20 protein-coding genes are annotated in these 18,947 nt (G+C 62.1%); 11 read left to right on the top strand and 9 right to left on the bottom strand.

Annotated elements, in window-relative coordinates:
- Positions 1-406: 406 nt before the first annotated feature.
- Positions 407-877 (bottom strand): exodeoxyribonuclease VII small subunit, encoded by a 471-nt coding sequence (locus tag JOF47_RS06915; protein WP_209996883.1) that lies wholly within the window; start codon positions 875-877, stop codon positions 407-409.
- 412 nt (positions 878-1,289) lie between these two features.
- Between JOF47_RS06915 and JOF47_RS06910 the strand changes: the two genes are divergently transcribed.
- The 8 genes from JOF47_RS06910 (at position 1,290) to JOF47_RS06880 (ending at position 9,005) form a co-directional block, all read left to right on the top strand.
- Positions 1,290-1,631, top strand: coding sequence for an ArsR/SmtB family transcription factor (locus JOF47_RS06910; RefSeq protein ID WP_209996881.1), 342 nt, complete (start codon positions 1,290-1,292; stop codon positions 1,629-1,631).
- Entirely contained in the window at positions 1,621-2,598 is a 978-nt protein-coding gene (locus JOF47_RS06905) for a TIGR03086 family metal-binding protein (RefSeq protein WP_209996879.1), read from the top strand. The genes JOF47_RS06910 and JOF47_RS06905 overlap by 11 nt, the downstream gene beginning before the upstream one ends.
- Positions 2,599-2,637: 39 nt before the next feature.
- A complete protein-coding gene (locus JOF47_RS22480; protein ID WP_377779772.1) occupies positions 2,638-3,069 on the top strand; it encodes an SRPBCC family protein in 432 nt (143 codons plus the stop codon).
- 437 nt (positions 3,070-3,506) lie between these two features.
- Positions 3,507-4,214 (top strand): FadR/GntR family transcriptional regulator, encoded by a 708-nt coding sequence (locus JOF47_RS06900; RefSeq protein ID WP_209996877.1) that lies wholly within the window; start codon positions 3,507-3,509, stop codon positions 4,212-4,214.
- Positions 4,211-5,176: an asparaginase gene (locus JOF47_RS06895; RefSeq protein ID WP_209996876.1), complete on the top strand. Its 966-nt coding sequence runs from the start codon at positions 4,211-4,213 to the stop codon at positions 5,174-5,176. The genes JOF47_RS06900 and JOF47_RS06895 overlap by 4 nt, the downstream gene beginning before the upstream one ends.
- A gap of 105 nt (positions 5,177-5,281) precedes the next feature.
- Entirely contained in the window at positions 5,282-6,715 is a 1,434-nt protein-coding gene (locus tag JOF47_RS06890; RefSeq protein ID WP_209996875.1) for an aspartate ammonia-lyase, read from the top strand.
- 67 nt (positions 6,716-6,782) lie between these two features.
- Positions 6,783-8,315 (top strand): amino acid permease, encoded by a 1,533-nt coding sequence (locus JOF47_RS06885; protein WP_209996873.1) that lies wholly within the window; start codon positions 6,783-6,785, stop codon positions 8,313-8,315.
- A gap of 231 nt (positions 8,316-8,546) precedes the next feature.
- Complete coding sequence (locus tag JOF47_RS06880; protein ID WP_209996871.1) at positions 8,547-9,005, top strand: GNAT family N-acetyltransferase; 459 nt, start codon at positions 8,547-8,549, stop codon at positions 9,003-9,005.
- Between the two features lie 199 nt (positions 9,006-9,204).
- Here the strand turns inward: JOF47_RS06880 and JOF47_RS06875 are convergent, their stop codons facing one another.
- Together JOF47_RS06875 and JOF47_RS06870 are read right to left on the bottom strand one after the other, a co-directional pair.
- Positions 9,205-9,813, bottom strand: coding sequence for a TetR/AcrR family transcriptional regulator (locus JOF47_RS06875; protein ID WP_209996869.1), 609 nt, complete (start codon positions 9,811-9,813; stop codon positions 9,205-9,207).
- A complete protein-coding gene (locus JOF47_RS06870; protein WP_209996867.1) occupies positions 9,810-10,859 on the bottom strand; it encodes a saccharopine dehydrogenase family protein in 1,050 nt (349 codons plus the stop codon). The genes JOF47_RS06875 and JOF47_RS06870 overlap by 4 nt, the downstream gene beginning before the upstream one ends.
- Positions 10,860-11,596: 737 nt before the next feature.
- Between JOF47_RS06870 and JOF47_RS06865 the strand changes: the two genes are divergently transcribed.
- Both JOF47_RS06865 and JOF47_RS06860 read left to right on the top strand, forming a co-directional pair.
- Entirely contained in the window at positions 11,597-12,193 is a 597-nt protein-coding gene (locus tag JOF47_RS06865) for a GNAT family N-acetyltransferase (protein WP_209996865.1), read from the top strand.
- A 144-nt stretch (positions 12,194-12,337) separates the two neighbouring features.
- The gene (locus JOF47_RS06860) at positions 12,338-12,796 is read left to right on the top strand and encodes a GNAT family N-acetyltransferase (RefSeq protein WP_209996863.1); all 459 of its coding nucleotides are present in this window, start codon (positions 12,338-12,340) and stop codon (positions 12,794-12,796) included.
- 406 nt (positions 12,797-13,202) lie between these two features.
- Here JOF47_RS06860 and JOF47_RS06855 read toward each other — a convergent pair whose 3' ends face one another.
- From JOF47_RS06855 to JOF47_RS06845, 3 genes are all read right to left on the bottom strand, one after another.
- Positions 13,203-13,640 (bottom strand): carboxymuconolactone decarboxylase family protein, encoded by a 438-nt coding sequence (locus tag JOF47_RS06855; protein WP_209996861.1) that lies wholly within the window; start codon positions 13,638-13,640, stop codon positions 13,203-13,205.
- Between the two features lie 275 nt (positions 13,641-13,915).
- A complete protein-coding gene (locus JOF47_RS06850) occupies positions 13,916-14,485 on the bottom strand; it encodes a GNAT family N-acetyltransferase (RefSeq protein ID WP_209996859.1) in 570 nt (189 codons plus the stop codon).
- 426 nt (positions 14,486-14,911) lie between these two features.
- Positions 14,912-15,670 carry a GNAT family N-acetyltransferase gene (locus JOF47_RS06845; protein ID WP_209996858.1) on the bottom strand — a complete coding sequence of 253 codons (759 nt, stop codon included), beginning with the start codon at positions 15,668-15,670 and terminating at the stop codon, positions 14,912-14,914.
- An 89-nt stretch (positions 15,671-15,759) separates the two neighbouring features.
- Here JOF47_RS06845 and JOF47_RS06840 point away from each other — a divergent pair, with 89 nt between their 5' ends.
- Positions 15,760-16,386 carry a TetR/AcrR family transcriptional regulator gene (locus tag JOF47_RS06840; RefSeq protein ID WP_245356291.1) on the top strand — a complete coding sequence of 209 codons (627 nt, stop codon included), beginning with the start codon at positions 15,760-15,762 and terminating at the stop codon, positions 16,384-16,386.
- 743 nt (positions 16,387-17,129) lie between these two features.
- Here JOF47_RS06840 and JOF47_RS06835 read toward each other — a convergent pair.
- The 3 genes from JOF47_RS06835 to JOF47_RS06825 all read right to left on the bottom strand — a co-directional run bounded on the left by JOF47_RS06835 (position 17,130) and on the right by JOF47_RS06825 (position 18,779).
- Entirely contained in the window at positions 17,130-17,474 is a 345-nt protein-coding gene (locus tag JOF47_RS06835) for a putative antibiotic biosynthesis monooxygenase (protein WP_209996856.1), read from the bottom strand.
- Positions 17,475-17,674: 200 nt separating this feature from the next.
- On the bottom strand, positions 17,675-18,130 hold the full coding sequence (locus JOF47_RS06830) for an SgcJ/EcaC family oxidoreductase (RefSeq protein WP_209996854.1): 456 nt from the start codon (positions 18,128-18,130) through the stop codon (positions 17,675-17,677).
- A gap of 58 nt (positions 18,131-18,188) precedes the next feature.
- Entirely contained in the window at positions 18,189-18,779 is a 591-nt protein-coding gene (locus tag JOF47_RS06825) for a TetR/AcrR family transcriptional regulator (protein WP_209996852.1), read from the bottom strand.
- Positions 18,780-18,947: the final 168 nt, after the last annotated feature.

Below are 18,947 nucleotides of genomic sequence, written 5' to 3'. Positions count from 1 at the left end.
TTCCGCATGGTTGAACCGGGCCAAGGTGCAGGAGAAAACCGTTTAGACCCGAAGCCGGGCTGGCAGCGCCAACTAAGATACCCCACCGAGTAGTGCCACACGGGCAACCGGATATCTCACCTCAAAGATTTCACGGTCCTCCCCCAAGAGATCCAGGTGCGGGACGGGGAAGCCTGAACTTACGGGTTCCAGTGGTTTCTTAGCGACCAAATACGAACCTGGCAACCAATGCCGCAACCACGGATGACACGTTTTCACAGTTTTACGCGCGAACACAGGCGGGTATTGGTCCCAGCATCAGTAGCGGTTCCGGATGCTGGGACCGTCACAACGTTGTCGCACCCGTTGGTTGAAACACACATGACGGGGCTCCCGACGGCTCATAGAACTCATTCTGCCGGCACACTTACCCGGGCACTGTCACCTCGTCCACGAAGGGCACCTTGGCGACATACTGCTGGTAGAGCTTGACGGCATCTTGAAGTGGCAACTGCCCGAACTCCAGCATCGTTTCCAGACCTTCGAGCTCAGCGTTGCAGGTTTCCGCTGCGGTGACCCGACCGTTCAAGTCACGGGAGTTGCTCAGATTCGTGGCCACGGCGGCCGCGACCGAAAGCAGCATTGCGATAAGACACAAGACCCGCCAAACAGTCGAGCTGTCCTCGATGCCAAGGCGGCTTTGCACGCTGGCGGTGAAGGACTGGCCGCCCAGCGCCGGTCCGGCAGTCATCACCGCCGCGATGGCGCTGCCAACGATGCTGAGATTGGCCAAGCGGTTGCGCCGGGGCCGGGTGCGACTTAGGAACCGCGAAATATTCGCTCGCCTGGCCTTGATGCGCTCCGAGAGCTGCTGCCGCACGCCCGATTCGTCGTCCATGACTGCTACTCCTGCCAGTCTGCGGCAGGCCTCCGGCGGTGCACCCGCCGACTTCACCTGACCGCTACGGTTTCAAGCATATGCCCGTCATTCCCTTGTCTCTAGGCGTCTCGCGTTGACCACCCGATTTTCCGCTTGTGAGAACGTCCAACCACTACACTCCCCCGGCAGGAATCCGACGGTTCGGAAGTGCGCCATGCAACGGACACGGCTGAGACGGTTCTCATGGTTCGACTGCCCGAACAACGCCGCCGGATACCCGCTGGGCGGTTGCAACTCCGGCAGACGAGATGAGCAAGTGGGCGTGCTGGAAGTACTTCGAAGGGCACGAAGGCTGCACCTTCGCATTTACTGAGGCTGGCAAGTCCGGGCGCCTATTGCAATATGCGTTAGTCGTGGCTAACCTATTTTCATGCTCGATCTCCTGGAAACCGCAGCCGAACCCAACAGGCGACGCTTGTTGCAGCTGCTGGGTCGCGGAGAAGTGAGCGTCAACGAGTTGGCGGAGAACTTTCCTGTCAGCCGATCCGCGATCTCCCAGCATCTAAGGCTGCTGGCTGACGTCGGATTGGTCCAGGCCAGGAAGGACGGCCGGCGTCGGCTTTACAGCTTGGACCCGCATGGCATGGCCCGACTTCGCGACTCGCTGGAATCGTTTTGGAACACCGAGCTGGACCAGCTTGCGGCGGACGCCGCCTCGGCCCAGTCGTCCCAATCACCACCCCATCCCAAGGAGAATTCCGATGACCATTGACATATCCGTCTTCATTCCGGTCGATCCGGACACCGCGTTTGCACTCATCACCGAACCCGAACGTCTCCGCCGCTGGCAAACCGTGGCCGCCCGCGTGGACCTGAGGGTTGGCGGAAGCTACCGGTGGACCATCGCGCCAGGGCATTCGGCGGTTGGCAACTTTAAGGAAATCGAGCCGGGCAAGCGCGTCGTTTTCACGTGGGGCTGGGAGGGGCCGGAGGCCGCGGAAGCCAACCCTTCCACCGTCGCCATTACCCTTGAACCGGTGGAAGGCGGCACTACTGTCCGGCTAGTCCACGAGGGCCTCCCCGGCGAGCAAGTCGCTGCCCACACCGAGGGCTGGAATCACTACCTGGGCCGCCTCGAAGCCCTGGCCACCAAGGGTGATGCCGGGGCCGACGACTGGGCTGCCGCCCCGGATCCGATCAACGAACTGATCAGCGCCGAAGCCACACTGGCCGTTGCCCAGCGCACCCTGGCCGCCTTGGAATCGTCGGACATGGGCCTGCAGACGCCCTGTGAGGATTTCACCGTGGCCGCTCTCGTCGAGCATCTTGTTGGATCCGTAGTCAGCATCGGCAAGGCCCTGGGCGTCGACATCGACGACGATGCCAGCGCATCACCCGAAGTCCGCGTGGCCGATGCCGCAGCCGCAACGTTGGATGCCTTCAACGCCCGCGGACTGGATGGCACCATCGACATGGGATTCGCCGAATTGCCGGCTGGCACCGTGGCCAACATCCTGAACATTGAGTTCCTGGTCCATGCCTGGGACTTCGCGTCCGCGACGGGACGGGTTCTTGAAGTTTCGCCGGAACTTTCCGAATACGTCTTGGGACTGGCCCGGAACACCATCGCCCCGGGCATGCGCGGACGGACCTTCGCCGAGGAAACCCTCGTCGAGGAATCCGCCGAGAGCCTGGACAGGCTCGTTGCATTTACCGGCAGGCAAGTCACCAAGGCCTGAGCCTGCGTCCGAAGGGAACCAGCGTGGTCGACGTCCAGACTGAAATCCACATACGCGTCCCGCGCGCGGGACATCGCGGACTATACGGTAAACCCGGGCAATGCCTCGCAGTGGTACGGAAACATCGCCTCCGCCACGTGGCTGATCGCACCGCTGCTGTCGTGGGTTCCCGGGTGGCGTTCAGCGCCCGCTTTCCTGGGCCGGACGTTGGACTACAGGTATGAGGTCGTCGAAATCGTGCCGAAGGCAAGGCTCGCGACGCGGACAAACCAAGGACCGTTCCCGATGCAGACAACCTACACGTGGTCCGACGCCCGCGATGGGACATTCACGACTCTGTGCAACAACGGCGAACCCCGCGGATTATCCGTTGTTGCCGGGGCATTCATGGGCCCTATGATGCGCCCAGCCATGCGCAAGGACTTGGCAAACCCAACGTCGGTCCTTGAGTCGCAGCGGCGACAAACATAACTGCGGCGGTATCGATCCCGAATCTTCACGGGAGTTCAAATGAGTAGCCACGGCGCGACCGCAAGGACGCGCCGTGGCTTCCGTGAAATGCCCCTCCGTGAGCAGCTTCAGCCATAGGACCCACGCCCAGGAACACGAAGAGGACTTGACGGTTCCGGTGCTGAACGAGGCAACTGGCACGCAGGCACGTACGGACTCCATGCTTCCGGAATGCCAGCAGGCCTCCCTCCTGCCCCGATCTGGCGCACGACGCCATTTTTCCAGTCTCGCCGCGCCGTGACGGACTTTTCTCCGCCGCGACTCTTCACCGATGTAGCGCTGACCTGTCCCATTGCGCGAGACAGTCCCGGTGCAGCTGCGTCGGCACCACTCGGGTCCGGGAAGGGGCAACACAGGCGTATTGACAGCGTTTTGTGAGGCGTGACATAGTCACAACCATGAACCTGTCAGACAGCCGGACAGTAGGACCGCATTCGATCGTGAGGACGAGTGCCGCCGAAGCCGTCTTCAACGCCATCCGCCACTCCATCGAATCCGGTGAGTTGCCGGTCGGCAGCAAACTCGGCGCCGAGGCGGCACTTGCCGCTCGGTATTCGGTGAGCCGCTCCGTGATTCGCGAGGCGTTGCGCTCCGCGGCAGCCCTTGGCCTTACCGAAACCAAGACCGGCAAGGGAACCTTTGTCATAGCCAGCCGCGCCGGCGGCGACCTGAAGCTCGGCCTCTTCTCTGCCCGCAGTCTCATGGAGGCACGCCCGCACATCGAGGTTCCCGGGGCCGAACTGGCCGCGGCCCGCGCCACCGCGGAACAGCTTGAGGAAATGCACGGAATCCTCGAGGCCATGGAGGACGAGGACGATCCCGAAATCTGGGTCGCGCTGGATGCCAGTTTCCACGCCGCCATTGCCCGCGCCAGCGGCAACGGGGTCTTCGAGCGGGTCGTCAACGACATCCGCGAGGCCATGGTCAACCAATCCGAGACCATCAACCTCATCACCGGCCGCCAGCACCCCTCCCACGCCGAACACCGTGAAATCCTCGCAGCCATCGAGACCGGCAACAGCGACGCGGCCGGACGGGCCATGGCCGCGCACCTGACGGCAGTGGACGAGGCACTGACATTGATCCTTGGAGCCAAAAAAGCATGAACCCGAGCAACTTCCCCGCCCATGCCCCGCTCGCCGTACAGACGCGCGGCGAAACCATCGAAAGCGTCCACTTCGGCTCCCTCGTGGCACTGGCCCCGAACGGCGAAACCGTGCTCACCCGAGGCGAGCCCGAATCGCCGACATATCCGCGGTCGGCCCTGAAGCCGTTGATCGCCGTGGCCCTTGTGCGTGCGGGACTGGAGCTGCCCCCCGCACAGCTGGCCCTGGCCGCGGCCAGCCACTCCGGCTCCGCCGAGCACCAAGACCAGGCGGAAAAGATCCTCGCCGACGCCGGGCTGGAACCCGGGGCCTTGGGCAACTCGACAGACCTGCCCTACGGAGTGGCCGAACGTCACGCCTGGATCCAAGACGGCAACGGGCCCACCCGGCTGGCCCAGAACTGCTCGGGCAAGCACGCGGCCATGCTCGCCGCCTGCGTGCTCAACGGCTGGCCGCTGGATAACTATCTGCAGCACGCACACCCACTGCCCACGCTCATCCGCGAGGTGATCGGCGAACTCACCGGCGAACCCACCACCCTGATCAGCACCGACGGCTGCGGCACCGAGGTCTTCGCGCTCTCGCTGACGGGCATGGCCCGGGCCTTCCAAAAACTGGTCACCGCGCCCGTGGGGACCGCGGAGCACCAGGTGGCCAGCGCAATGCGCACCCACCCCGAGATGGTTGCCGGACTCGGACGCGACGTCACCGAGCTCATGGGCGCAGTCCCCGGACTGCTGGCCAAGGACGGATTCGAGGGAATCCAGCTAATCGCGCTGGCCGACGGCGCCGCCGTTGCCCTGAAGATCTCCGACGGAGGCGACCGCGCGCGGATGCCCGCGGCCGTCCCGGCCCTGCTGGCACTGGGCGTGGATAAGACTTCACTGGAACCATTCAACAACCTGCCCGCCCTAGGCGGTGGCCATCAGGTCGGCGCCCTCTACGGGCTGCCGCTGCCCTAGCGCCGCAAAAGTCCGGCGCACCGCCGCAATCCCCGCCCACGGGGCAAACCGGCGCTTGAGCGCGCCCAAAAACAACCCGTCAAGCCCAGCCACCCTAGGAGAACCATGTCTGAAACCACCGCCATTCTGCAGGCCGCAATTCCACAGGCCGTACGCAGCGAACACGACCTGATCGGCGACAGGGACATTCCCGCGGAAGCCTACTGGGGCGTCCACACCCTGCGCGCCGTGGAAAACTTCCCGATCACCGGCCAGCCGCTCTCCACCAACTCGCACCTGGTGGTGGCCCTGGCCATGGTCAAGCAGGCCGCCGCCCAAGCAAACCAGGAACTGGGCTTGCTCGACGCCCAGCGCGCGGACGCCATCATCACGGCGTGCAGGGAGATCATCGGCGGCAAGTTCCATGACCAGTTTGTTGTCGACGTGATCCAGGGCGGTGCCGGCACGTCCTCGAACATGAACGCCAACGAGGTCATCGCCAACCGGGCGCTGGAAATCCTGGGCCATGCCAAGGGCGAGTACCAGTTCCTGCACCCCAACGACCACGTGAACCTCAGCCAGTCGACGAACGACGTGTACCCGACCGCGGTGCGCGTTGCCACCATCTTCGGCGCCAAGTCGTTGGTCTCGGCGATGGAACACCTCGGCGCGGCCTTCGCCGCCAAGGCCGTGGAATTCCGCACCGTCGTGAAGATGGGTCGCACCCAGCTGCAGGACGCAGTCCCGATGACCCTCGGCCAGGAATTCAACGCCTATGCCGTCACGCTCGGCGAGGACCGCGCCCGGCTCGCCGAATCCACGCTGCTCATCCACGAGATCAACCTGGGCGCCACCGCCATCGGCACAGAGCTGAACGCGCCTCCGGGCTACTCCGCGCTGGCGTGCACGCACCTTGCCGCGATCTCCGGGCTCAAGCTGGAGACGGCCTTCGACCTGATCGAGGCCACCGCCGACGTCGGCGCCTTCGTGCACCTCTCCGGGGTGCTCAAGCGCGTGGCGGTCAAGCTCTCCAAGGTCTGCAACGACCTGCGCCTGCTCTCCTCCGGCCCGCGGGCGGGGCTGGGCGAAATCGACCTGCCCGCGGTGCAGTCCGGCTCCTCGATCATGCCCGGCAAGGTCAACCCGGTGATCCCCGAGGTCGTGAACCAGGTGGCCTACGAGGTCATCGGCAACGACGTGACCATCACGATGGCCGCCGAGTCCGGGCAGCTGCAGCTGAACGCCTTCGAGCCGATCATCGTGCACAGCCTGACCAAGTCGATGCGCCACCTGGAGGCCGCGTGCATCACGCTGGCCGACAAGTGCATCGTCGGCATCACGGCCCACGAGGACAAGCTGCGGGCCCAGGTCGAGAATTCCATCGGCCTGGTTACCGCGCTGACCGTCCAGCTGGGCTACGCCGCCTCGACCAAGATCGCTTTGGAGGCCCTTGCCACCGGACGCGGTGTGGCCGAGCTGGTCCTCGAGCATGGCTTGCTCACCGCGGAGCAGCTCAACGAGTTGCTGCGTCCCGAGCGCCTGGCCAACCTCAGCGAATAGCCCCCGCCGTTTCCAGCATTTCCATCCCTTGAGCACGCCCAAGACACTCCCCGAGAGGCACCTGCGCATGAACAATGAAGTTCAAGAACCCCGCACCACCGTTGCTACCGACACCCCGAATTCGGCATTGACCGCCGAAGATGCCGGGATGCACAAGGGATTGAAATCCCGCCAGATCCAGATGATCGCCATCGGCGGGGCCATCGGCACGGGGCTGTTCATGGGTGCCGGGGGCCGCCTGGCGGGAGCAGGCCCGGCATTGATGTTCAGCTACGCGGTCTGTGGGTTCTTCGCGTTCCTGATTCTGCGCGCGCTGGGCGAATTGGTCGTCCACCGCCCGTCCTCCGGCTCCTTCGTCTCCTACGCCCGCGAGTTCTTCGGGGAAAAGGCGGCGTTCGTGACGGGGTGGCTTTACTGGCTCAACTGGGCGATGACCGCCATCGTGGACATCACCGCCATCGCGCTGTACATGAACTTCTTCGCCAAGTACGTCCCCTGGATCGGGGCAGTCCCGCAGTGGGTGTGGGCGCTTGCCGCGCTGCTGTTGGTGCTGGGACTGAACCTCGTCTCGGTGAAGGTCTTCGGCGAGCTGGAGTTCTGGTTCGCCCTGATCAAGGTCGTTGCGCTGGTCGGGTTCCTTCTGGTGGGCACCTACTTCGTCATCTTCGGAACGCCCGTGGCCGGGCACGAGGTCGGGTTCTCCCTGATCGCCGACAATGGCGGGCTCTTCCCCAACGGGCTGCTGCCGGTGGTCGTGGTGATGCAGGGAGTCGTGTTCGCCTACGCCTCGATCGAGCTGATCGGCACCGCGGCCGGGGAAACGCAGAATCCCGAGAAGGTCATGCCCAAGGCCATCAACACGGTGATCATCCGCATCGCCGTCTTCTACGTCGGCTCGCTGGTGCTGCTTTCGCTGCTGCTGCCCTACTCCGCCTACAAGGCGGGCGAGTCGCCGTTCGTCACGTTCTTCGGCTCCATCGGTGTCGATGGCATGGACTCGATCATGAACCTGGTGGTGCTCACCGCCGCAATGTCCTCGCTGAACGCCGGCCTGTATTCCACCGGACGGATCCTGCGCTCGATGGCCCTGGCCGGATCCGCGCCGAGTTTTGCCGCCAAGTTGAACAGCCGCGGCGTGCCCTACGGCGGCATCGCACTGACCGCCGCCGTCGCCGGCCTGGGCGTGGTCCTCAACGCCATCGTCCCGGCCCAGGCCTTTGAGATCGTGCTGAACATGGCGGCACTGGGCATCATCGCGTCCTGGGGCATGATCGTTCTGTGCCAGCTGGCGCTCTACCGCCTGGCCAAGCGAGGCGCGGCCGTCCGTCCCGCGTTCCGGATGATCGGCGCCCCCTACACCGGCTACCTGACCTTGGCGTTCCTGCTGGCGGTGATCGTGCTGATGGCCTTTGATTCCCCGGTGGGCACCTGGACCGTGGCCTCGATCATCGTGATCATCCCCGCGCTGATGTTGGGTTGGTACCTCTCACGTGGCCGCATCAACGAGATCGCCGCAGCCCGACATGAATCCGCCGGGGCACCATCGGCGTCGGCGCACGAAGGTCTCGCCGTGACCGCCGTCGGGCTGGACCAGAAATAGGTTCCGCTTCGGCACAGTACAGGTATGGGGTATGTCGGCAGCGGCCGGCATACCCCTGCTTGTCAGGCTGCTAAGTCCCGCGCACTGGCTGGTTCCGCTGGGACTCGCGATCCAGGTTGCATGTTCTTCTCGCCGGCAACAAAGCCTGAACTGTACAGTCGTGCTTACACCTGATTTCCACAAAACACGGCCAATGCCGCGAGCCCGAGGGAGAGCGCCAGAATCATGCAAATGTCAGCTGAAGTTGCCGTCCGCCAAGCGTCATCCGAGGATGTCGATGCGCTTGCCCCGCTTTTCGACGCGTACCGACAGTTCTATGACTGCCCGCCGGATCTTCCGCTCGCCCGCGCCTACCTTGCCGACCGAATCGGGACAGACGAATCGACCGTCTTCATCGCGTCCACCAGGGCCGGGGACGTCGTGGGGTTTACCCAGCTTTACCCGACGTTTTGTTCGGTCGAGGCAAGTCCGATCTTTGTGCTCTACGACCTGTTTGTCGCGCCCGCTTCGAGGCAACACGGGGTCGGCCGGGCGCTGTTGAGCAAGGCCGAAGCGTTCGGGCGCGCCAGCGGCGCCTCGAGGCTGGACCTGTCCACGGCGAAGACCAACGTGAAGGCCCAATCCGTGTATGAATCGCTCGGATGGGTCCGCGACAAAGTTTTCTTGCAGTACTCGTTGCCCCTGGCATAGATGACTGCGCGAAGTAGGCGCTGCACCCCGCCGCTCGTGTCTTCATGGGCGGCGGGTTACCGCGGTCCACATACAGCGTTTTAGATTTACCGATCATCGGCCAAACCGCATTCACGCCCGCTTCTTCGAGCCAGATCCGCTCGGAGGAGGCCATTGAGGATGATACGGAAACCCGCCGACGGCGCCAGGCAAGTCGGTTTCAAGCACCATGGATAAGCCACTGTGCCGTACGGATCAACTCGGCATCGGTGTCCTCCGTGCGGAGTCCCCCGATGTCTGACCGCGTCACGGCAGCGCCTTCAAAGAGACTGACAATCGTGCCGGCCACTGCATCCCGATGCATGTCCGGGAGCCCGGGCCTGGCATGATGCACGAGCTCACTCACATGTCCGGCATATCGGGCGTAGAAGGACCTGACCGCCGAGGCGATCTGCGAATCCGACGAAGCGATGGCCCACACCTCAACGTGCATACGGATTCCGGTAATGTCCGAGTGCTCCGCCAAGAGCGCGGTAATCAAGCGATGCGAATGTTCCCTGGTTAGGGGTTCGGTCGAGCCCGGACCCTCTGCGGCACCGAACCGGGCCACATCGTTCAGCCGTTGAAGTGACCGTTGGAGCGAGCGTTCAAGAACGGCCCGGATCAGGTCAGCCCTGGTGGGAAAATAGTGCTGCAAGTGCCCCACGCGGACCCCGGCAGCGGCCGCGAAATCCCGCATCGCCGAGCCGGCATTGCCTTTGGACGTGAGTACTTCCTCAACAGCATCAAGGATCGCTGTTTGCCTGAGGGTGCCCTTGTTTCCGGTCATGATTTCAATATTGTCACACCATGCCTTGTGAGCTCAGCGCAGGCCTCGGCGAGACGAGCTGTGATCTCGGGGAAGCCGACGCCCGGTTGCGCGTTCGGGCGGAGGACATTTTGGATGCCAAGGAGCCCGCCGAGCGCTGTCAAGTGGGCTTGCCCGGCGGGGTCTGAAATCACCGCAGCGCGCTTGCCTCCCTTGCCCTGCACGTCGACTCGGACATGGGCCGACCCGCCGTTGCCCGGCGAGTACAGCAGCGATCGCCTCAAGGGTGTCCACCGGCTTCCACGACCCCAGCGAAAGAGTCCGACCGACTTCGCAGCCAAGAGGGCTGTGGTTGATGCATTGGAACTGAACCCGATACGCGTCGCAGCTGTCTTCACGCCGAGGGTCATCGGGAAAGTCAGTTGTTCCGGGGTATCGAGCCGGGCAACCTTGGTGCGGTGCCCGGCTATGTCCACCCAATGTGTGTCGCTCAAGGGGCTAACGACCTGGGGCTTGCCATGTTTCGTGATTTCAAAGTCCTGCCCCAGCCGATCGATGAAATCCACGGAGTCGGCACCTGCGCTGTCATTGTTGTCATAGCGGATGGCAACGTCAATCTGCTGCGCACCACCTATTTCCTCGGCCAATGATGCCGCAACGATGTTAACGACCCCTCCCATCCATCCTGATGACAGCAACACCGGTGCCGTCGGATTCAGCAATGTTGCCTGCGTGACGGCCTTGGTGAGACGGCTGGTCCATCGGGTGATGTCCACATAAGGGATTCCTGCGCTGACAGCGGCACGAAGGACGCGGTCATTGGGATCGTTGACTGTGCTGATGACGGCTCGGGCCGGGGACAAGAACGGCGTGGGGTCATCAAGGTCCCACTTCCTGACATCGACATTGTGCTCGTTGGCCAGCGCGGCAGCGCGCCCGGGATTCCGACCTGTGAGGACAAGCGGCCACGAAGGAGCTGCGAGCCGGGTAAGGGCCGTTCCTACGATTCCGTATCCGCCCACAATCAGTACGGGTCCATCGGGGTGGTGCTCGAGATTGTCATCCATGATTACGATCTTAGGTCATTTGACCTAAAAGCTATACAGCGGCTTCCGGGCCCATCCCGCAGGTATAAATCGCGTCATTTCAGACACCACAGCTGAACCAATATCTTGTGGCAGGACGCAGCACTACGGTTCGGGCTTTCAACGCTAGACGTCGCACTTCTTGCAAAGCCCAATGTCGCAACTAGTTGCCGATGATGAACGTGCTCGCTGCTTGTCATTTTCCAAAGGCGACTGCATTGGAAGCCCAAAATCACCTGCACTGTGACTGCGCGTCCCTCCACGGAAACCACTCGCGGCACGTCTACCCGAGCTCGCGGCGCAGCGTTAGATCTACAACTGATCCGACCCAAAGCTGACGTGTAGCTTGGAACGTGACTGGATACTCTCCGAGAACCGCTACCCGATTCCGCGCGTTCACAACGAGCGCAACCCTTGTCATTGAAGAGACCAGTTCGTCCGTGAGAGCCCCACTGTCCCACTGCCTATCGGTGCGGCCTGGCACGCGAGCGGCTTCCGCTTGGAGGCTAAGTGCCGCCTGCTCGTGCTCGAAAAGTACTGCGCCTCCCACCACACCGAAAGGACCGCAAGCCGGTCTGGCGCTTCGCCCAACTTGAGTGCGTCCCGCGTGTAAGCGGCAGCAGAATGCGCAACCGTTCATCTGAAACATCGGAGATCGAAGGATCCATATTTCAACAAGCGATCATTCTCAGCTATCCGAGGAAGGTTAGGCTCGAGTCATGAGTGTCGAACGGAATGTGGAGATCGTCGGCGGGGTGCCCGAAGGCGGTATCCCGGAGGTAGCGGGCCTGTACTGGTCCGCATTCGGGAGGAAGCTGCGACCCGCGCTCGGCAGCAAGGAGCACGGGGTGCCGTTCCTGGCGAGCCAGCTGAATTCCGATCGCTTCTTCTGCGCGGTCGCCGACGGCAGGGTCATCGGCGTCGTCGGTTATGCGCTCGACGGCCGCTCCGCCGTCGGCTTTTCCTACCGGGACCTGCGCGCGTGGTACTCCTCGGCAAGTGCGCCCTGGCGCGCGGTGCTGATCGCGGTACTCGGTCGCCGCTCGCGGCCGGAAGAACTGCTGCTCGACGGACTCTCTGTCGCGCCGTCGATGCGAGGAGCGGGTGTCGGCCGTATGCTTCTCGAGCGCGCGATCGAGTTCGCCCATGATCGGGAGCTGTCTGAGGTGCGGCTGAGCGTCGTAGATTCGAACCCGCGTGCCAGGGCCCTCTACGAGAGACTGGGGTTCGTCGAAGCCGAAACGGTCTCGATCGCACCATTCGGCGCTCTCTACGGGTTCAGACGCTCGACCGACATGATCTACTCTCTGGGCTAAACGACGAGACCACGGTCGAACTCGATGCTCGCAGGGGCCTCTGGAGCTCCACCTCCGGACCAAAGGACGGTGCTCGGTCCAGCTGCGCCCGAATCCATCGACTTACGAATTGACAGGCCCCGACAGCTGCACAAGCATCGATTCATGACCAAAAATACAAGTGAACTCACTATTCGACCAACAAATGGTCCCTCGGAATACCCGGAGCTTGTTGAGATCTGGCGCAGTGCGGTGCGGGCTACGCACGACTTCCTCGAGAAAACCGACTTCGAACGAATCGAGATCTCCCTCGCTCCCTCCTACTTTCCCGCCGTGACCCTCATTGTCGCCGAGCGCGACGGAAGACCGCTCGGATTTGCCGGCATCGCCGGGGGCAACCTCGAGATGTTGTTCGTATTGAACGAGGTACGGGGCAGTGGCCTAGGGTCGGCACTGCTCGCAGAGGCAATCGCCAATCACGGCGTGACCATGGTCGACGTGAACGAGCAGAACGCTGGCGCGCACGGCTTCTACCTCAGCCGCGGCTTCCGCGAGATCGGGCGGAGCCCGCTCGACAGTGACGGTCGCCCCTACCCGATCCTCCATCTGCAGCTCCTCGCGTAGCGCTGCTGGACCGGGGAACCGTCACCGTGGCCTGCGGGCTTTCCGGAGGATTCCGGCGCGTAGTAGGACATGGCCTCGCACCCCTATGCATCTCCACCAAAGAAGTCGATATGCCCCCCACTCCAACAAGTACGACCAAGCCGCTCTCTCCACCCAAGTTAATCGCGGCAAAGTTATTTTTCTACGCCACCGAGGCTTCCTGCTGAGGAACTCTCAACTGGGTTCGATACCGCCGCGTTTAACGGAGCCGTTGGGTCCATCGAACGGGTTTTGCCGTGTCATCGTCGTGATCGTCGTGATCTTCGCCAGCGACTAATTCGCTGTAGCCATCGGGAGCCAGCATTTCCGGATACCTTGCCCCACTGGTGGGGAGAACCAAAATTCATGCTCTTGGCGCCGATCATCCTTAAGGTGCGACTCGATACTCGCTGAGGACCGCTACGCGATTCCACGTGTTCATAACGAGCGCAATCCAGGTCACCGCTGAGACCTGTTCCTCCGTGAGAGCGTCGCTGTCCCATTGCCTATCCGTGCGGCCTGGCAGGCGAGTGGCTTCCTCTGCGAGGCCCAGTGCGGCCTGCTCGGTGCTCGAAAAGTATTGCGATTCCCACCACACGGGAAGGACCGCAAGCCTGTCTGCCGTTTCGCCAAATTTGAGTGCGTCCCGTGTATGCAGGCGGCAGCAGAATGCGCAACCGTTCATCTGAGACACTCGGATTTTGACAAGTTCGATGAGCCTTGGGCCGAGGCCTGCAGCCAGTGCAGCCTCTTCGGCGGCTTTGCTGAGTTCCGCCACCTTTTTGTATACGTCGGGGTGCTTTTTGCTGATGTTGACACGTGCCATGTGTGCTTTCCGTTTCCAGGTGAAAGATTTTCCGCCATGTACCAACATGGCTATAGTTTCGAGAACGCCCAGTACGTTTCGGTGAGGCCTAAGTGTGGCCGCTGCACACCCGGCCAATCCTGATATCCCTCTGGCATTTCCATACATCATCGGGTTCTGCCTTTTGGCGCGCACCAAATGATTGAGGCTGCCTGATGAGGTCCTCTTCATACGCTGCAAGTTCGTTCTCTGCGGATACGCTGCCCGAGGTTGATACCGAACCTCAAGTAAAGGGGCTACTGAGACTGCGTGGCTCGGTTCATCGAATACACGATGGGCCCCTCGGGGACCGTGGTCGTGGCGGCGGTGGTGAACCCTAGACGTTGGTAAAGGCACACGTTTCGCGCGTCCGACGTTTCGAGAGCGACGGCGCCTCCTTGCCGGTCTATTATTGCCAGACCCGCTGCCACAACGGCTGTCCCGAGGCCAGCTCCTTGAAGGGAAGGATTGACGCCGACCGTTTCAAGCGTCCACGAACCCGCTGGAACCTGAGGCAGAGACAATCCAATGAGTGCCGCGAGGCGTGGTCCGTGCAACGCTCCTACCCGTTGTTGCGTGTGTTCGTTGGGGGCCGGGGCATCTGGGGGAAGGAACGCGGCGACTGCGCGAATTTGTTCATCCACGACTACGATGCCGTGGTTGAGGGCGTGGTTGAGATAGAGTCGCTGGACTTCTTCAAGGCGTTCAGCATATCCGTCTGCCGGAATCGCCCATCGTGTCCATGGGTACGTGTCAAATGCTGCGGCGAGGACCAACGCTGCGGCATCAAGGTCTGAAGAAGTGGCAAGGCGGACGGCATGGATCATGCGGTATTTCTCCTGAGGTGTTGACGTGAGTACCACTGAGTGGCCACAATGTCAGATTGTGAGAGTGGTTCTTGTGATCAGAATTTGCCACGTCAAGGCTTGCACGAAGTCATCCAACTGTGTCTCGGTTGAGAGGCGTTGGCGGAACGCATCCCATTCCTGGCCTCTACGTTGCGCCTTCGGAGTCACAGGAAAGTCGAACTTCCCGCAATTACTTGTACGGTGCAGGCGCGTGAAGGCTGTGGATCGTCGATAAACCAGACGACATGGTCAATGACCACTATGAGATCTTCACGGTCCGGTCGGCATCCATTGTCGCCGTGCGGCTGCCCTTGAGCGTTGGGGCGAAAAGCGTGGTCGCCACGCCCACCTTGACTAGAGCACTCAGTCACCATGGCGACCCGGAGGCGTTGGTAACCGTCCCGGTCAGGAGGCTTCCGAACCACCAGTTTCAATCTCGGGGGTCACGATCTGCCATTGGCCGAAGAGGGTGAGGCCCGATGCACCGGCGAGGATATTCGAGGCAACGTTGTCCAGCTGGCATCGGTACTGCGGTTCGTACCCCTGGTTGAGCGCGTGCCTGCACATGGCCCGCACCAAACGGCGGGCGTGGCCCCGGCCACGTGCCTCGGCAAGTGTTAGAACACCGATGTCGGCAAGTTTGCTGTCTTGCTGCCAGGGATACATGCTGCCGGCGCTGAGGATACGACCATTTGCGTCGATCACACCGAATACGGCCCAGTCATCGAGTTCCACTTGTGCATCGTCGAGATCTTGTTCCGAGACGCCTGCCTGAAACTCCGCAAATTGTGCTGCATCGTGCTCGCTCAATTGGCGGATGTCAGATGGCGTGGGTTCAGAGAACAACGGTTCACGGGAGTCTTCAGACAAGTAGTAGATGTTGTCGGCGCCATGAAGGATGATGCCTTCTTCAACAAAGCGCGCAAGGAGTGCATTCGCATCCAGTTTCCCGGTTGACGCCAACACTTCCGAGAATTGAGCGGCAACTTCGGGGCGCATCGCAACGGCCGTCCGACCATCGCCTGCAGTTTTAAGCACGGTGATCCGCTCGGATTCATCCAGGGTCTCGTTGAGAATGATGCTCAGATGAGTGCTGTGATGCACACGTTTTCCGTCGAATGGTCCTTGCCAGAAATCCCTCACTAGCGGGTGGAAATGTTGCATAATTTTCTCCTTTTGTCAGTGACTGCCAAGTTAGACATTGGCTGTCACCCTTGACAGCATATGTCACTAAACGTTGATAGACTGTTGCGATGTCGAAAAGCACCCTCAGAGAAGTCTCGCGACAGGCCATGCGCCAGCGAATTGGCGAGATAGCGGAGGATTTATTCGTTTCGCGCGGTTATGACGCCACCACCGTGGAGGACATCGCTCGTGAGGCTGGAATTTCGGAACGAACGTTTTTTCGGTACTTTGCATCCAAGGCTGAGGTTCTCTTTCTAAGATTCGAAGTCGACACTCATGGTCTCGCTGAGGCCATCGAGGCGCGTCCCCCAGACGAAGCGCCCTGGTTGACTCTGCGGCATGCCCTTGAGAGCGCACTGGAGAACCTCGATCAAGAATCAGTTGCGAAACGTGCGGCACTCTTTCGGAAGATCACCGAGACCGCGCCCCAGATCTTGGCCCAGTACTTCGCCCGAGTTCACGCCTCCCAGCAGGAACTGTGCGAAGTCCTTTGGACGCGATGGAAGGTCGAGCACCAGGTGGATGCCGACACTCGAGTTATTTTCCGCGCGCTGGTGAGTTCTGTGTTCGCTGTGCTCAACGAAGTTGAACTTGCTACGCAGGAGCGCCCCCTTGCAGAACGTAGACGCATGTTTCGAGAGGCCCTTGATGCTGTTCGTCCGGCCCGCGAAGATCTAGCTGGCAAACCAAATTGATGGCGGGCCGGGCGACATGGTCAATGAATATCGTGAGATCTTTGGGTGAGGTCAGCATCCGTTGTCGCCGTGCGGCTCCCCTTGAGCGATGCGGCGAAAAGCGTGGCTGCGGCCCCACTATGACTAGAGCGCTCAGTCCCCATCGCGGCTCGGATGCGTTGGTACCGTCACGATGATCGGGCTAGTGGTGAGGAGCCCGCCCCGCATCAGCCAGCTGACGATCGTAACGCCCGCGTCTTCGGTGACCCCCGGGATCCTCGCAGCGGCGCTGGCTGGGCTTGGGACCAGAGTCGCAGAACCGTATCCGGCCAGCGCGATTCCCGCGAGCACGATGGCGAGGTTGTCCGCTCAAGGTTCCCTATCCGGGGTAGTGCTCCACGTCGCCGGGGCCCGAGTCTACAGTCAATCTCTGGGGCTTCGAGATGCGACACCTAGCTCTGCAAACAGTGCGACATTCAGCGTTGAAACCCGCAACTACGCCGAAGAGCAACCGGCCTCGGGGATTCTCGATTCAATTCATTCTCGAAATACATCGTTCGTGAGAGTTCCGCGAGGTGAGCGGCCGTTGGAATACGGGGCCGTTCAGTGGCGAAGCCGAACCGGTACCTCCGACCGCTTGGGATGGCGGATACGGAAAAAGGAAACAAACCAGGCGAGCTCGGCCCTACCATGTATCGCTTGCCCGGATCCACACAGCGACCGCTGAAAGCCGGGCCCAGATTGCGGATCCGCCCCTGATCCGGCTACGAACCGGGTGCGCTCCGTCGAAGTTTGCGGACCGCACGCTGGTCCTCACGGCGCAGCTTTCGATCATGAGCAGCGCGGCTCAATCGGCCGTGCAGGAGCAATAGCCTCGGTACGACCACGTAGACCGCCATCGGGACGACAACCAGCGTGAGGACGAGTGCGCGCAGGACGGGGTGCCACTCCTGGGCAAACGAGCCCATGGCCGTCATCCCGATTGCGACCATGGGGAAGATCGCGCACCACGTGAGGATGGCTCGGGTGTGTACCGATGCAACGCCGGGACTCCGGTGATGGTTCGTGTCGGTTTCGTCGGCGGCAAGTGCCTTGCCCTCGTGCTTCATGTTTTCTCCTGGTATTCGTTTTGCGGAACCCCGACGCGGGGATCGGTTCTCCGTTCGGGTCTCACCGTGGTGGGAAGACCTCGCGGTGGGGGCTTGAGCCATGGCCGGAGCGCGGCGAGGCGTCTTTCGCTACCGTCGCCGGCCCACCTTCATCGATAGCGTGCTCGATGACCGCCAGCTCTCATTGATGAATGTCCCCCTCAAGAGGGGCGCGCGTAGGTTGCCGGGGTGAGGGATCCATCGCCGGCGACGTAGGTCTGGGCACCGGGGACACGGTCGGTGTTCTGGGCACTGACGGCAAGCCAATGTTCTTCGGCGCTGCGACTGAGGGTAAAGCTCAGAACCCCCGAACGGTCCCCCACAGGATCTCCGGATGGACCAATCTGTCCGGAGAGGCTCCACGCTGCATGCACGACGGCAACGTCGGGTCCCAGCTCACGGACGGCGACCTTGTCCAGGGTCATGACGGTCCGCGGGAATATCCGGCGGAAGCCGTAGGCGTGGTTGTGCTTGATCTGGGAACGCGTCTTCCACCAGAGGCCCACCACGTTGACGAAATCGGCGTCCTCCGCGAAGAGACTCGCCAGGGCATCCGCGTCGGCGGCATTCCAGGCCGCGGCGAAGCCAGTGGCGACTTGCGCCGGTGACTCGATCATGAGCGGGCTCCTTTGTAGTCGTGTGCTCAATGGCGGTGCACTTGCGAGCGAAACAGGATCAGTTTGCGGCAACCTCAAGCGGGGCCATGAGATAAGCCAGGGACCGTTCCAGCCGTGTGCGATCCATGCCTGCACGTACGGTCAGCTGGAAGCCGGAGAGTGCCGTGACCAAGGCGCTGGCCGCCACCCGGGCATCGACGTCCGTAGGGACGGACCCCGCGCCTTGTCCGGCGCGGAGGTGCTCGGTAAAGGCATCCTCCAGTCTTCGGTGGTCTTCGGCAACTCGGTTGGACACGACACCGTCCGACAGAGCCAATTCGGCGGCCTGGTTGGTACTCATACACCCAAAGCGCTGGCACGCTTCCAACCCCACCCCGATGACTTCCTCGAAGAACGCCCTGATTCCCTGCGGGGCCGAATGCGCGTTCAGGACCTTGGTGAGATGCTCGAGCTGGCGATCCCTGTAGAGGTCGAAGGCAGCAACAAATAGCTGGTGCTTGTCCCCGAACGCGGCGTAGAGGCTGCTTTTGCTCAGCCCGGTGACTGCCAGGAGTTTGGCAAGGGAAGTCGCCTCATAGCCGTGCTCCCAGAACGCCCCCATGGCGTTCTCGAGAACTGCGTCCCGGTCGAACTCCGGTTTGCGTGCCATGTGCGCTGCTCCTCGTTGTTGTGGACCGGTCGGTCTTGGACAATCCACCGTACCAATTGCAGGCAGGATCGCCCGTTTTTGGGTAGGCGATACCCCGCAAGCAGCGCGCACGGAACCATTCCGCGCGGCTCGTTCCGACGCCTTTTCGTGACGCCCGCAGAAGAGTCT

Origin of the sequence: Paeniglutamicibacter kerguelensis, from assembly GCF_017876535.1 — a bacterium.
Lineage (GTDB): Bacteria > Actinomycetota > Actinomycetes > Actinomycetales > Micrococcaceae > Paeniglutamicibacter > Paeniglutamicibacter kerguelensis.
The sequence above is the reverse complement of the archived record's forward strand: the minus strand, read 5'-3'. Positions and strand labels throughout refer to the sequence as shown.

Excerpts from the sequence above, each read along its gene's own strand:
- JOF47_RS06825 (WP_209996852.1), bottom strand. The coding sequence starts at position 18,779 with ATGGCACGCAAACCGGAGTTCGACCGGGACGCAGTTCTCGAGAACGCC.
- JOF47_RS06850 (WP_209996859.1), bottom strand. The coding sequence starts at position 14,485 with ATGATCCATGCCGTCCGCCTTGCCACTTCTTCAGACCTTGATGCCGCA.
- JOF47_RS06835 (WP_209996856.1), bottom strand. The coding sequence starts at position 17,474 with ATGAAGCACGAGGGCAAGGCACTTGCCGCCGACGAAACCGACACGAAC.
- JOF47_RS06910 (WP_209996881.1), top strand. The coding sequence starts at position 1,290 with ATGCTCGATCTCCTGGAAACCGCAGCCGAACCCAACAGGCGACGCTTG.
- JOF47_RS06885 (WP_209996873.1), top strand. The coding sequence starts at position 6,783 with ATGAACAATGAAGTTCAAGAACCCCGCACCACCGTTGCTACCGACACC.
- JOF47_RS06855 (WP_209996861.1), bottom strand. The coding sequence starts at position 13,640 with ATGGCACGTGTCAACATCAGCAAAAAGCACCCCGACGTATACAAAAAG.
- JOF47_RS06845 (WP_209996858.1), bottom strand. The coding sequence starts at position 15,670 with ATGCAACATTTCCACCCGCTAGTGAGGGATTTCTGGCAAGGACCATTC.
- JOF47_RS06875 (WP_209996869.1), bottom strand. The coding sequence starts at position 9,813 with ATGACCGGAAACAAGGGCACCCTCAGGCAAACAGCGATCCTTGATGCT.
- JOF47_RS06905 (WP_209996879.1), top strand. The coding sequence starts at position 1,621 with ATGACCATTGACATATCCGTCTTCATTCCGGTCGATCCGGACACCGCG.
- JOF47_RS06895 (WP_209996876.1), top strand. The coding sequence starts at position 4,211 with ATGAACCCGAGCAACTTCCCCGCCCATGCCCCGCTCGCCGTACAGACG.
- JOF47_RS06830 (WP_209996854.1), bottom strand. The coding sequence starts at position 18,130 with ATGATCGAGTCACCGGCGCAAGTCGCCACTGGCTTCGCCGCGGCCTGG.
- JOF47_RS06900 (WP_209996877.1), top strand. The coding sequence starts at position 3,507 with ATGAACCTGTCAGACAGCCGGACAGTAGGACCGCATTCGATCGTGAGG.
- JOF47_RS06870 (WP_209996867.1), bottom strand. The coding sequence starts at position 10,859 with ATGGATGACAATCTCGAGCACCACCCCGATGGACCCGTACTGATTGTG.
- JOF47_RS06860 (WP_209996863.1), top strand. The coding sequence starts at position 12,338 with ATGACCAAAAATACAAGTGAACTCACTATTCGACCAACAAATGGTCCC.
- JOF47_RS06865 (WP_209996865.1), top strand. The coding sequence starts at position 11,597 with ATGAGTGTCGAACGGAATGTGGAGATCGTCGGCGGGGTGCCCGAAGGC.
- JOF47_RS06880 (WP_209996871.1), top strand. The coding sequence starts at position 8,547 with ATGTCAGCTGAAGTTGCCGTCCGCCAAGCGTCATCCGAGGATGTCGAT.
- JOF47_RS06840 (WP_245356291.1), top strand. The coding sequence starts at position 15,760 with ATGTCGAAAAGCACCCTCAGAGAAGTCTCGCGACAGGCCATGCGCCAG.
- JOF47_RS06890 (WP_209996875.1), top strand. The coding sequence starts at position 5,282 with ATGTCTGAAACCACCGCCATTCTGCAGGCCGCAATTCCACAGGCCGTA.
- JOF47_RS06915 (WP_209996883.1), bottom strand. The coding sequence starts at position 877 with ATGGACGACGAATCGGGCGTGCGGCAGCAGCTCTCGGAGCGCATCAAG.